The organism is Gluconacetobacter diazotrophicus PA1 5 (genome assembly GCF_000067045.1).
In the GTDB taxonomy this organism is placed as follows: Bacteria; Pseudomonadota; Alphaproteobacteria; order Acetobacterales; family Acetobacteraceae; genus Gluconacetobacter; species Gluconacetobacter diazotrophicus.
Genome location: NC_010125.1, coordinates 123,541 through 136,674, shown reverse-complemented (window position 1 = coordinate 136,674; position 13,134 = coordinate 123,541). Strand labels below are relative to the sequence as shown.

Here is a 13,134-nt window from a genome sequence, read left to right as displayed (position 1 = left end):
ATTTTCCAAGGTGCAAGCATGATCCGGCACCCATCGTACTGTGGCGGGCAGGAGCGAAAAAATACTTGCACGTTGCGGTCTGGCGTCGGCATCCTCATCTCATGCGCACGATATGCGCACAAGGAGTCGGATCATGCCCAGCCGCACCAGCCTCGGCGTTTCCTATGACCGGAGCGCGCCCCGCCGCCCGGTCAATCTGTCGCTCAACACCGATCTGCTGGCGCAGGTCCGGGAAGTGACGCCCAATCTTTCGGCGACGGTCGAGACCCTGCTGGGCGACTACCTGCAATCCGCACGCAAGCAACGCGAGGACGAACAGCGCAAGCTCGACGGCGTGATCGACGCAGTGAACGATCTGCACGCGCGGCACGGTTTCCTGAGCGACGAATTCTCGACGCTCTAATCCGATGCCGCAATTCGCGATCTACCGGAACCCCGGCCGAAACCAGGACATCCCGTTCGTGGTCCAGATCCAGAGCAGCCGCCTGGAGCGCAGCATGGGCCGCGTTGTCATGCCGCTCGTCAGACGATCGGGCAGCGCGCCGCCGGATCACCCGCTGACGCCGTATCTGCATGTCGAGGGAGAGGACGTCTTTGCCAACCCGTTCGACCTGGCGACCATCCCTGCCGCGCGGCTTGGAACCGCCGTCGGTGTCCTGGCCGAACGCGATCAGGATAAGATCATAAGAGCACTGGACGAACTGGTTAGCAGGGCGTGAGTGGCGCGGAACTTCCGTTTACGCCCTCCCTTCCGAACATGTAACGCACAGTGCACTTTCCGCATAACGGACATGACCAGTGCAAACTTCTATTGTCACTTAGAGTGGGTTGCATATCGGTAGCTTTAGCCGATCGACGAAGGGGGAGGCGGCCCTCTTCTAATTCGCGATACATAAGGTAGGAATGAACCCGCCGACGGCCCGATTCTGATCATAGATCTGCATGGGCAAATCGGCCTTAGGCATCCACACGCGCCCGACCTCAACCGCCGCTGAATTCGGCAAAGCGGGAAACACGTTGATAACCGCATTCTCGCCATGAACAGCCTTGATCCGATCAAGGAGACGCCGAAGCTGGTGCTTGAACTCGATCAGGTCGTCCGGACGACGCATGATGTCGTTGTGCGGATTTTCCGCGGTCAGCGACCAGATGGCGACATCCTCGCCCAGCACTGCGCTAATCCGTTCATCCGTAACGGTCGCGCTCAGCGCGAGCTTCAGCGCGACTGCGACGTTCGGTGCCCCGGAATAGTCGCCGACCTGAAAGGTGATTGCGGGCTGGTCAGCTTGCCACCGCCATGTCGGGGGCTCGCGATATCGCTGATGAACCGTGACCGGGACGATATCCCCCAGCAGATGCCCAAGTTCGATCAGCAGCGGCTGCGGCGCTAGCGCGAACACGCTGAGCTGCTTTATCTCCTTTTGTTCGATGCGCTCCTTCACCTTGCGAGCGAACACGCGGCGCAGATTGTCCTGCTGGACGGACCAGTAATTCGCTTCGTGATCGGCATAGTCACATCCGGCCAACTCGATATCGATCGTTCGTCCCTCGGCGGGGTGCCTGTCGGGCGGCATCGCCATGAAGATCGATCGCGTCGATACTAGGGCATCCCGCTGTCCGATATCCGCCGCGAACCGGAGGACGTGCGCGGCGCGCTCCTGCGCCATTCCCGTCACGATGGCGATCCGGTCCTCGTGCTCTGCTTTCATCTCAAGCAGGACGGGCTCGGGATGATCCGCGAGATAGTCGACATCTACGCCCTTATGGTGCTTCGCACAGAGCAGCATGAGATTGCTCAGGTCTTTGGCGAGTGCAGGCGAGCGAACCGGATCGCCGCGCGGTCCGTCAGCACTGTCGGCGACAATGTGCGCAATGAAGCCGAACTTACCGTCCACGCGGCCGGCGATCAGGTCGCCGACGAGTTCCTCGTTGCACCCGCGGTATTCGCAGCGCCCGGCTGCTTTGGTCCAGAGGGCGACCTGAATTTTCTGTGGGATTTGCGTTTTTGCCATGATGGTGTTTCGCTCCGATTCGCTATAATGTTCACGTTTTATCCTCAAAGCTCAACCGCGCAGTTCGACTATCCATACGCGGACCGTGGGCTTCACCTTGGAGGCATATGGTGGAAAAGCAGACGCGCACTCGCGAGAGCGAGGAATTCCTCGAGGATCTTGCCGAAGAACTGAGCGTGCCGCCAAGCCGGTATGAGCAGGCCGACCGGAGCTACATGTCACTGGGCGACTGGCTGCACCGCGACGCCTCGACCGTCCGACAGTACGGACCCAAGGTCTACGTCCAGGGGTCTTTTCGCCTCGGCACGACGATCCGGCCCTTGAACGACGCCGAGGAATATGACGTCGATTCCGTCTGCGAGTTGCAGAAGCTTGGCAAGACCTCGCTGACGCAACAGCAGCTCAAGACCCTGCTTGGCGCCGAGATCGAGGCCTATCGGCGTGCGCAGAATATGAACAAGCCGCTTCGCGAGGGTCGCCGTTGCTGGGTGCTCGACTATGCCGATGGCGCCCAATTCCATATGGATATCGTGCCCGCGCTTCCGAACGGGCAAGCCGCCCGCCTCCTCCTGGAATCCCGCGGCTATGACGCGCGTTGGACACTCACCGCCATTGCCATCACCGACAAGGAGGGGCCGACCTACACCACCGTTACCGACGATTGGCCGCGCTCGAACCCCAAGGGCTACTGCGAGTGGTTCAAGAGCCGGATGGCAACCGCGCTCGAACGGCGCAAGCGCGTGCTCGCCGACAGCATGAGGGCGAGCGTCGAGGATATCCCGGACTACAAGGTCCGAACGCCGCTTCAGGCCGCTATCATGATCCTGAAGCGTCACCGTGACCATACCTTCGAGCATGGCGGCGACGAACGGCCGATCTCGGTCATCATCACCACCCTTGCGGCCCACGCCTATAAGGGCGAAGAGACGATCGGCGAAGCGCTCGCGGTGATTCTCGCGGGCATGGACCAGCATATCCTGTGGCACAACAACCGCTACTGGATCCCGAATCCGACCGACCCGCTCGAAAACTTCGCCGACAAATGGGCCGAGCACCCCGAGCGGGCGACCGCGTTCTACGAGTGGCTCCAAAAGGCCAGGACGGAATTCGCCGCGGCAGCTCGGTCGAGCGATAGGAGAGTGATCACCGAGATAGTCGGACGCGGCGTTGGCGGATCGATGGCCGACCGCACGGCCCGCCGCCGTCCGCCGCCGCCGCGATCCCCGCTGCTCAAAACCGCTTCGGTGGCGCCCGTAGCCGAAGGTCTTTCCTTTCCGGACAGGAGCCGGGTGCCAACCAAGCCGCAGGGGTTCGGCGGCGCGGAATGATCTGGTGGCTCGAAAATCCGACTCGCGCACGAACCGAGCGTCAGGGCGTGGCTAACCTCGCGGAGCGCGTCGCCTGGCTCAAGGGCGTGCGCTGGCATCTCTCGAACGGCGCTGCGCTCGCGGTCGATTTCGAGATCGAGCATGACGGCGACAGCGTTCCGTTGACGATGACCTATGCCGAATTCCACCCCAATTCCCCACCCATCGTGCTTCCCAGAGACGGGAGTCGCCTGTCGAACCACCAATATGGGGCGGGCGGAAATCTCTGCCTGGAATATCGCGCCGACAACTGGGAGACGTCGATCACCGGGGCGATGATGATCGAGAGCGCGCATCGTCTGATCGCCGGTGAACGCGATGTCGAGGGTCCCGAACTGCCCTCGGCGCATGCCGTTTCGCTCGGCCAAAGCGTGCGCGGCTCCTATTTCCGGTTCCTGCTGACGCGGCAAATGGAAGAGCGCCTGAAGGCGATCGCACCCGGTCAGTCGTTCGAGATTGGTATTGCGGAGAAATATTACGCCGATACCTTCACGGTGACGATCATAGAGACCGACGGCGTCACCGATGGCCGAGCATGGCCGGCCGGGATTCGGGAGACGACGAAGCGCGGCCAGGCCATTCGGCTGCCCGAAGGGACAGCGATGCCCGCAGCCACGCAAGCCGGTATCGCCGACCTGCTCGGCGCGCTTGGCCTCGGAGCGCTTCGCGAGGCTGCACTCGCCGCCAGCGGAGAAATGGACTTGGTGCTGGCGTCCGCGACCGAGACCGCACATTTCTATGCCTATGACGCCGGCCAGAAGCGCGTCTTCGGTCGCTCGCGACTACTGAAGGTCGCCACCAGTGACCGGCTCCCGGACGACTACTCTCTCCTCGCCGGAAAAAGCGTCGGCATCGTCGGATGCGGCTCGCTTGGCTCCAAGCTCGCCGCGATGCTGGCGCGCGCCGGCGTGCGGATGTTCACGCTGGTCGACGATGACGTCTTTTTCGCCGAGAATCTGGTGCGCAACGAACTTGGCGCCGCCGCGGCCGGCGTCCATAAGGCCGACGCGGTCCGCAGCCGCCTCATTGAGATTGCCGGCACGATCGACGTCACGGTGCGGCGTGTCGCGCTGGGCGGTCAGGAAAGCGCCGATTCCACGGACTCGGTGATGTCGGCGTTGCGCGCCTGCGACCTCATCATCGACGCCACCGCCGACGCGCATTGCTTCAACTTCTGCGCCGCGGTCGCGAAGGAAAGCCTGAAGCCACTCGTCTGGGGCGAGGTGTTCGCCGGGGGCATCGGCGGCCTCGTGGCACGTGTTCGATCAGGCCATGAGCCGGAGCCTCAGGCCGCCCGCAACCAGATCAACGCTTGGTGCAATGCACATGGCGTCCCCGCCCCGCTTGCCGGCCTAGCTGCCCCCTATGAAGCGGCAACCGGAAGCGCCAGACCGCTTGTCGCTGACGACGCCGAAGTTTCCATCATCGCAGGTCACCTCGCGCGTCTGGCAACCGATGTGCTCACCCTGCCGGAGGACAGTGCGTTTACGGCCCCCGCCTATGCGATAGGCTTGCGCAAGGCCTGGATTTTCTCTCAGCCGTTTGAGACATGGCCTATCGAACTCGCTGGCTCGGCCCCCTGGAAAGCCGAACAGGACCCCGCTTCTGTCGCAGACAGCCTTGCGCTCTTGCGCGAACTCTTGCCCTCGGCGTTCGATGGTCACGATCAGCCTTCCGAATGATCAGCGGGCGCAGCTTCGCAATTGTCTGCGAGGGGCCGGTCGGCGTGAGATCGGCGGCATCCTCATGGGAGAGCAAGTCGCACCCGATCATTTCCGCATCGTCGACTTCTCGGTCGACGAAACGACCGGGACGGCTGCACATTTCGTCCGCAGTCCCGACCATCATGCGCAAGCGCTCGACATCTTCTTTCGAAAGACTGGCTCCGATTTCAAACGCTTCAACTATCTAGGCGAGTGGCACTCCCACCCCAGCTTTCCGGTCCGGCCTAGCCACGAGGACGTTATTTCGATGCAGAGCTTGGTCAACGGCGAGCGGGACATCGATTTCTCAGCGCTGCTCATCGTTAGATTGCGCTGTCTGTTCCTGCTCGAAGCCGCCGCATATATGTTCATCAGAAATCAGGCGTGCGTCCACGTCGAGCTTACAATGTGACAAGGGCAAACGGGAATATTGAGCACGCCGACTTACGGCGAAAATCGCCTCAAGTCAGACATCGAAGTGATGATGGTAGCTGCCCGAAAGCCGCCATTGTCAGGCGAGCCGAGATAGACCGGGTTTGGGACAAAACTGCAGATAGTCATCGCCTCTGAGAACGACCAATAACGCTGAAACCGGTCATTCTTTCTTGGTGTAGCGAAGAGCCCGCGCGGCGGCCCGGTTCGGCCTGAACGCCGGAAGAAGCCTAGCGGCTCGGGTCTCAACCCAGAGTACACTCCGAGTGGATGTCTGCCCCAACTACCGATCGCGCGATCGACGCTAGATGGGGATGGTGGGTGAAGAAGAGGACCTGCGTCGACCTAGCGAGCTCTGCCAGCACTCGAAAACCAGCTTCGGACCGGTCGTCGTCGAAGTTGACGAAGAGATCGTCGGCTAGGAACGGCAGGCGCACGCCCGCTGCGACAGACTGCTCGACGGCGGCTAAGCGCAAGGCGAGGAACAGCTGGTCGGTGGTTCCCTCGCTCATGGCGCCGACCTCGACGACGGTCCTGCCGTCGTTACGGACTCCGAGGAGTCGCGGCGAGGCGGCGTCGCTGTCGATCCGCAGCGCCGCGTAACGTCCGATCGTCAGGATCGAGAAGAGCTCCGAGGCGCGGAGCAGCATCGGATCCTGATGTTGCTCGCGATATCGTTCGATCGCCCAACGCAGCGTCACCGCCTGGGCCCGCTTCAGGATGTATTGCTCGGAAAGGACCGCCAGCTCTGCGCGGGCCTGACCCGCGTCCGTGGCAGCGTCGATGGCACTCTCTCCCTCCTGCTCGAGATTGGCGAACGCCCTCCGTGTATCGCCGAGCCGGCCCGCCGCGGCATCCACCTCGGCGTTTAAGTCCGCCAGTTGGGATGCGAGCGTCTGCGTCTTGGCCGCTAGGCCGTCCGGATCGACGCCGTCGAGGGTTCCGAGGAGTTCCGCAAGACCCTTGCCGTCGCCTGCCGATGTGATCGCCGTCTCGGCATCAGCGACCGCCCCCCGGAGCGCTCTGACCGCGCGAGATCGCGCGATGGCGGCCGCGAGCTCGTCGACGCCTTCCGAACCCGTCTCCTCCATCAGGCCCCTAAGGGAATCCATGGCCGCTGCTAACCTCGCCTCCTCGGCCGCCACCTCTTCATTGCGGGCCTCTATGGTGGCCTTCAGTGCGTCGATGACTTTGGCCGTGGCGCGCGCGGAGGTCAGGCGGCTCCGTAGCGCGGTCAGCCGCTCCTCCGGATTTTCGGACGCGGGGATGCCGAGGGTGTCGGCGGCCGCGTGGACCGTGGCGCCGTGGTCGGCCGCGTCCCTTTCCATCCCGTCGAGCCGTCCCTGCAGGTCCGATAGCGCCTCGATCTCGACGCGCAACTCCTCGAGTATGTCGAGCGCGGCGGTCGCGTTCCCGAGCTCGAGGTCGAGGCCGGTCTGTTCGAGCTGCTGGCGCCACTGGGCTTCACGGTCGGCCGCGGCGTCCTCGAGGCGCTTCCTACGTCGTCCGAGGGTGTCGGCGTCCTGCTCGATACGCGCCGCGGCGGCCTCGTCGAGCCGTCTCTGCTGCTCGGCCGCCTCAAGGTCGGCCCGCAGTCGCTCGGCGATCGCCAGGATGGGCGCGATCTCGGAGGCATCCGGCAGCGTGGCGCCTTCGGGGAGACATGATGCGAGTGCCTGTCGCACCTTGGCCCGGCGGACGTCGGCCGCCCCGGCTTCCGCCATCGCCGCGACGGATGCGGCGTACGCCAACTCGGAGACGTCCCTCGCGGCATTCCAGGCGACAAGGCATGTCGGCTCCATATCGACATGGCCCGCCGCCTCCAGCCTCTTCCGCCAGGCGCTTCGTTTGGTGTCGACGCGCTCCTCCGCGCCCTTTGCGCGGAGCTCCGCCTGCTCCGCATCAAGCATGAGCTTCGCGACCCGGTTCTGCATGTCGGCGAGGCGGCTCGACTCGTCGGCCGCCGCGAACCGCAGGTCACTGAGCTGGTCCGCCTCTGCCAGGGTGGCTTCGAAGACGGTGACAGCTTCGCCCGGCGCGGCGACTGGCGCCGCGGCCAGGATGTGGGCGCGGAGCGGACGCCAGTGTTCGTTGCGGGCGGTGCGCGCGCTCTGGATCTCCTCCGCGGAGACCGCGTTCCCGGAGGCGAGTTGCTCCATTTGGAGGGATAGGGCCGCGGCCTCATCCCGGGCGCGGCCGGCATCGGCGGTCTCCCGCTCGGCTTCGGCCGAGAGGTTCGCCATCGCCGTCCGCGCTTCATCGATCTCCGCCTGTCCGATTCGGGGGAGCTCCAGGAGCGTCGCGGCGCCGCCGCTCCACGGCGCCAGCCGCGAAAGCGACTGTGCCAAGGTCGTCGAGGCTGTGTCGGCCGTCCTCCGCAGGGACTGGCAGCGGGCGTCGATGTCGGCACCGAGCGCGCGCGCGGCGTCGACGGCGGCGATGACCGGCCCCAGGTCCCTATTCGGATGATCGTCGGCCTTGCGCGGGAGACCCGAGGCCACCCTCCGCCGCTCGTCGAGCTCCTCCTCGCTCTGCGCGATCTGAGCGATCGCCGACCTGTCCTCGACGTGCGAGAGCGCGAGTTCGCGCAGCCTCGCGCTGGCAATCCGTGACGGTGGATCGGCGGCCAGCGCGCCAGCCTCCTCCCGTAGCCGTTCGATCCGGCCGGTCCGCGCAGCGTGCTCGGTCCTGAGCCGGACCATGTCGCTGCTCGCCTTCGCGACCGCCCCCGAGGCGCTCACGAGCGCGTCGACGAGATCCGCCTGAGCCAGTATCGCCTCGTCCGCCACAAGCGCGTCCACACGTTCGGCCGCTTCCTCAGCCAGCTTCGCCGCGGCGGCCTTCGCGCGGCCCGCGGACGCGGCCTCGGCCATCGCCGCTTCCGCCACCTCCTCGCGCTGCGCAGCCAGCTCGATGGTCGCACCGTGTGCCTCGAAGGCGGCCAGATGTTCCGCCCGCAGGCGCGCCGACGGCGCGATCCGGCGGATCCGTTCCGCGCGGCTCATCTCGGCGAGCAACTCGTCGCGCCGACGTTGGGCCTCGTCCAACGCGGCCTGCGCGGTGGCCACCGCCGTCCTCGCGTCGGTCCAGATCCTCGGTCGGAGCGACCTGTCGCGGATGGAACGCAGGCCCGCCTCAAGTTCGCGCTGGGCGACGGTGAAGGAGCGTCTGTTGGACGCGCGTGGACCCCAGATGGCATCCGCCTCTTCCTCCAGCCGCGCCAGCTCGTCCGAGACTCCGGTCAGACCGGAGCCGGCCGCGAACAGCGCCCGGCCAAGGTCGTTGCGGGCCTCGACCATGGCCTTGCCGCCGGCCCGCAGGCCCTCCTGGTCCAGGCTGAACGAGAGGCCGAAGGTCTCCCTCGTCTGTCCCCTGAGCATCGCGAGGAGCGCGCCCTCGTCGATCGGCCGGTCGTCCGGACCCAGGAGCGAGGCGTTTGGGGCCTTCTTGCGGCGGCAGGCGAGCGTGGCCCCCTCGTCCTCAAGCACGGCACCGACCCGCAGGAGCGAGTAGTCGTACATGAAGTTGTAGGGCGATCGGGCTGGGAAGCCGAACAAGAGATCCGACACCGCGGCGAGCGACGTGGTCTTGCCGGCCTCGTTCGCGCCGTAGATGACGTGCAGGTCCGGTTGGCCGTTGCGGAACGAGAGCGTGCAGTCCTCAAAGTGGCCGTAGCGCTCGAGCGACAGGTTTACGAAGCGCACCTACGCCTCCCCAGTCAGGCGCGACCGCAGCGCGAGTGTCGCCGTCTGGAGCACCGCCGTCCAGTCCCCGTCGCCCGCGGATCGCCGCAGGCCCTCGTCGTCGGCGTCGTCCGGCGACTGGCCAATCGCGGTCTGCGTGGCGAGCATGAACGGGGAGAGGTCCTCGGCGAGGAGCGCGGCGAGCTCCGGGTCGGTAGCCGCTTGTCCGATGAGGGACGACAGGTCGTCCCCAATCCGGATTTGCTGCGGTTGCGCGGGCGGACCGACCAGCACCTTCACCCTTTCGATGAATAGGTCCGGCGATATCGACGCGGCGACCGCGCGCGCGGCGTCGCGGATCGATGACACGCCGTCGTGTAGTGCGCCGGCGTCCGCCGTCTCGCCGGTGAGCGACACTCGTGCGACGAGAGGCAGGCCTGCCGCATCGGCCTGCCAAGTGGAGAGGAGCGATGCGCGCATGAGCGAGGCCACCGCGTCCGCCGCCGCCCCGGTGCAGTCTACCTCGACGTGCGCCCAGCGCAGTACGTCCAGTTCGACATGCTCGATGGTGACGATCTGGGCGTCCTCCACCGTCACTATCACCGCGCCCTTAGGCCCGGTCTCGCGGATCGTGCGTCCCTGCGTGTTGCCCGGGAAGACGACGTATGGGTCTTCTGCGACGACCTCGTGCTCGTGGACGTGGCCGAGCGCCCAGTAGTCGTAGTGCTTGGACCTGAGGTCATCCAGACTGCACGGGGCGTACGCGGCATGGCCCTGGCGGCCGGCTAGCGCGGTGTGGAGCACGCCGATGTTGAAGTGGTGCTCGACCGCGCCGGGATAGGCGAGGACGAGGTTGTCGGTAACGGCCGGCGTTGCGAAGCTCTGGCCGTGCACGGCGACGGCGAACTCCGGCAGGACATGAGTCGCCGGGCGCCTCGTCCCGAACAGCTTGACGTTGTCGGGCCAAGGGATGCTGCGCGTTAGCACCGACTCCGCGTCGTGGTTGCCGGACAAAAGGAAGACCGGGACGTCAGCCTGGGCGAGCCGACCCATCGCCCGCGCGAAGTAGAGGCCGGTTCCCATGTCCTTCCAGTCGCCGTCGAACAGGTCGCCGGCGATCACCACGAAGTCGACCTCCTCGTCGAGGGCCCGCTGGACGAGGTTGTCGAATGCCGCCCGGGTCGCACCTCGGATGTCTTCCTCCGGAAGTCCCTCGTATCTCGACAGGCCGCGCAGCGGGCTATCGAGGTGAATGTCGGCGGCATGCAGGAAACGGAAGTCTGTAATGGCTCACCCCCATGCGTCGGCCGCTCATTCTTCATCATCACATCGCGCGCGCCAATATGTTGTAGCACAGTTTTGATGCCGACAACTTGGCGTCATTGCACGCGCTCCTATGAGCAAACGTTGTCGATAGCTCGCAGATCTTCGGTCTGAGGTGCCATCATTCCTTGGCGTCCTCCGGCGGAATGCCCCAGGCTTTCGACGGCCGGAAGGTATCAGGTGCAGAGGCCCTTCAGCCGTTTTAGGTGGTTCCCGTCGACGTGTTCCATCATGGCGAAGAGCGCAGCGGCCGCTCCCCGCGTCTCCTCAAGGGTCATCGTCGAGAAGGACAGCAGGTCGTCGAGGTTGTCGGAGTGAGACTCGACCTGGGTAAGCCGTTCGAGCGCCGCCAACCTCTCCCTGTCGAGATGCGGATAGTCGGCGCACAGTTTGTCGAGCTGGCCGGGCAGTCCTCCGCCACCCGGACTCTTGAAGGCGAGGAACACGTCGAGCACCCGGCGGATCACGTTGGGCATCATGTAGCCGTGGTCGTCGTAAGCGTCGGGCTGCTCGACGAAGCGCAGCACGTGGCTGAAGAGGAAGTGGTACTCCGAATCGTACTCGCGGAGCAGCTTCGACATCGCGATGATCCTGGAGGAGCGGCGGTGTTCTCCCTCGGGGATTGTGACGTCGATGTAGAGGAAAGTGGCAGTCGGATCCTTGCCGGCCGGAGGCCGGGCCTTGCCCTTCCAGGCCTTTCTAAACTCGTTCATGCACTGGAGATTGTGCGTGAGGACGAAGACCTGCGCAGCCTTCTCAAGCCTCGTCCTCACAAGGGAGCAGGCGAAGTTCAGCGCCTTGGTGTCGAGGCTCGAGACCGGGTCGTCCACCACCACGATGACGTCCTTCAGCTTCCGGTTGTCCGCCTCAATGGAGGAGAGGAAGTAGGCGATCGCGATGGCTGTCTTCTCGCCCTCGCTCGGTACGCCGGTGATCGGCGCGCCATGGCGGTGCAGTTCATAGCCTTCGTCGACGGGGTTGATGGTCAGCTCGGCGTGGCCGAGGTAGGCCGCGATGAGCTTGTTGATGACGGCGGCCGCGGGGCCGTGCGTCCGGATGCGCTGGCGCAGCTCGCGTGCCTTCTCCCGCAGGGCGGCCAGCGCGTCGGTCTCGACCTTCAGCCTGGCGGTGGCGTCGCCGACGTCCTTCGCCGTCTTGGCGTATTCCTCTCGGCAGTCGACGATGAAGTGGCGGCGGATGGACGTCTCCGCATCCTCCTTCCGCTTGGCGAAGTCGGCGACGCCCTGGTTGTGGGCCGCGATCGTCTCGTTGACGCTCGCGACGCTGACTGTCAAGCGCTCGGCGGTGGCGCACACATCCGCCTCGGCAGCGATGTCCTTCATGTCCGCGGGAGATGCGGGCCGCTCCAGCTTTGCGGATAACACGCCTTGCAGCGTGCGCAACTGCTCCGCGAGCTGGCGCGCGTTCTGCGACGCGTCCTGCCTCAGATCCCTGAAGCCGGGCCGCAACTCGCTGGCTAGGTCGTCCATCGCGGGCAGCTGGGCGGCCAATTGGCTGATAGACCCTAGGAGACCGTCGAGACGTTCGGCGGTTCTCTTCAGGCGGGCGACGAACTGGTCGACCCTGTCGTCGAACGCCGCCGCCAGCAAGGCGCGGCGTTCCGCCGGGATCTCGTTCCCGCACAGAAGGCAGTCGGTTAGCCCATGGGCGTCGTGGTATTCGTGGCCGCGCTTCAGCCAGAGGAGCATGTCCGGGTGCCGCTGCACCTCCTCGAGCGCGACGGTCGCTAGCGACTGGCCGCAGACCTCGGCGATGAAGCGGTAGGCGGTCTCAATCGTGGCCTGGTCGAACGAAAGCGGGTCGAGGCGGGGCATCGGCTCGTCTAGCCTGCGCGTGTCCTCTGCGGCCTTGAGCTCGCCATCCGTCAGCCTGGGTCCGTCATAGTCCTTCCACGTGTCGAAGTCCCTGGCGAGCGCCGGCGCCTCGTACTTGCGGCTGCCCAGATGGAGGCGCGACGCGACGGACTTGGCGCGTTCGCGCTTGTAGCTGGCGAAGGTCTTGTCCGCCGCCCTTTCGGTTGCGGTCGCCGCGTCGCTATTCGCCTCCGCCTTGGGGATGTCGCCTTCGATTCTCGTCAGCTCGGCGGCGGCTTCCGCCTGGTCTGCGCCGATGTAGAACACCGGCCGCGCGCGCCCGGCGGCCCATTGGAGGTTCTGCTCGATGTAGTCCGAGTTGAACACGAGCATCCGTTGCTCGAGCCCTTTGGGATTGGTCGGGCACCCGAACGCCGCCCCGTCGTCCAACGTCACCTCGAACGTGCCGCCCTGCGGGAGCTTCGGGTGCGGTTCGCCCGACTCGAGGCTCGCGAACAGCCGCGACAGCGTGCTCTTTCCCGAACCGTTGAACCCGTAGATCAGGTTATATCGCCGGAAGTTCAGAGATGGTGATCGCGCGCCGCGAGCGGCGTATATTCCCATTCCCTGCAGCGACTTGATGTTCGTGAGTATCCCCATTGCAGGAGTTCATTCCCCGCCGCGATTATTGTCAATCTCGAAGCGACCGTAAGACCGATCGCAGTTGAGTCCGCGTCGCCGCCCGCAAGCTTCCCGAGACGGGTTTCACTGACTGCCGCTTCGTTGGCAAACGATCGATT

9 protein-coding genes are annotated in these 13,134 nt (G+C 65.2%); 5 read left to right on the top strand and 4 right to left on the bottom strand.

Features of this window, described 5'->3' with window-relative positions; genetic code table 11:
• The first annotated feature begins 133 nt into the window (after positions 1-133).
• Positions 134-403 (top strand): type II toxin-antitoxin system CcdA family antitoxin, encoded by a 270-nt coding sequence (locus tag GDI_RS00615; RefSeq protein ID WP_041249225.1) that lies wholly within the window; start codon positions 134-136, stop codon positions 401-403.
• A gap of 4 nt (positions 404-407) precedes the next feature.
• Positions 408-719 carry a CcdB family protein gene (locus tag GDI_RS00610; protein WP_041249224.1) on the top strand — a complete coding sequence of 104 codons (312 nt, stop codon included), beginning with the start codon at positions 408-410 and terminating at the stop codon, positions 717-719.
• Between the two features lie 159 nt (positions 720-878).
• Here the strand turns inward: GDI_RS00610 and GDI_RS00605 are convergent, their stop codons facing one another.
• Complete coding sequence (locus GDI_RS00605) at positions 879-2,012, bottom strand: SAVED domain-containing protein (RefSeq protein WP_012222369.1); 1,134 nt, start codon at positions 2,010-2,012, stop codon at positions 879-881.
• A gap of 107 nt (positions 2,013-2,119) precedes the next feature.
• Between GDI_RS00605 and GDI_RS00600 the strand changes: the two genes are divergently transcribed.
• Genes GDI_RS00600 through GDI_RS00590 form a run of 3 tightly spaced genes read left to right on the top strand, consistent with a single transcriptional unit; the run spans position 2,120 to position 5,494 of the window.
• A complete protein-coding gene (locus tag GDI_RS00600; protein ID WP_041249223.1) occupies positions 2,120-3,340 on the top strand; it encodes a nucleotidyltransferase domain-containing protein in 1,221 nt (406 codons plus the stop codon).
• The gene (locus tag GDI_RS00595; RefSeq protein WP_012222367.1) at positions 3,337-5,061 is read left to right on the top strand and encodes a ThiF family adenylyltransferase; all 1,725 of its coding nucleotides are present in this window, start codon (positions 3,337-3,339) and stop codon (positions 5,059-5,061) included. Before GDI_RS00600 ends, GDI_RS00595 begins: the two co-directional genes overlap by 4 nt.
• A complete protein-coding gene (locus GDI_RS00590) occupies positions 5,036-5,494 on the top strand; it encodes a Mov34/MPN/PAD-1 family protein (RefSeq protein WP_012222366.1) in 459 nt (152 codons plus the stop codon). The genes GDI_RS00595 and GDI_RS00590 overlap by 26 nt, the downstream gene beginning before the upstream one ends.
• 265 nt (positions 5,495-5,759) lie before the next feature.
• Here the strand turns inward: GDI_RS00590 and GDI_RS00585 are convergent, their stop codons facing one another.
• The 3 genes from GDI_RS00585 to GDI_RS00575 form a co-directional block, all read right to left on the bottom strand.
• A complete protein-coding gene (locus tag GDI_RS00585; RefSeq protein WP_012222365.1) occupies positions 5,760-9,218 on the bottom strand; it encodes an ATP-binding protein in 3,459 nt (1,152 codons plus the stop codon).
• Positions 9,219-10,466 (bottom strand): metallophosphoesterase family protein, encoded by a 1,248-nt coding sequence (locus GDI_RS00580; protein ID WP_012222364.1) that lies wholly within the window; start codon positions 10,464-10,466, stop codon positions 9,219-9,221.
• Between the two features lie 230 nt (positions 10,467-10,696).
• Entirely contained in the window at positions 10,697-12,994 is a 2,298-nt protein-coding gene (locus GDI_RS00575; protein WP_012222363.1) for an ATP-binding protein, read from the bottom strand.
• Positions 12,995-13,134: the final 140 nt, after the last annotated feature.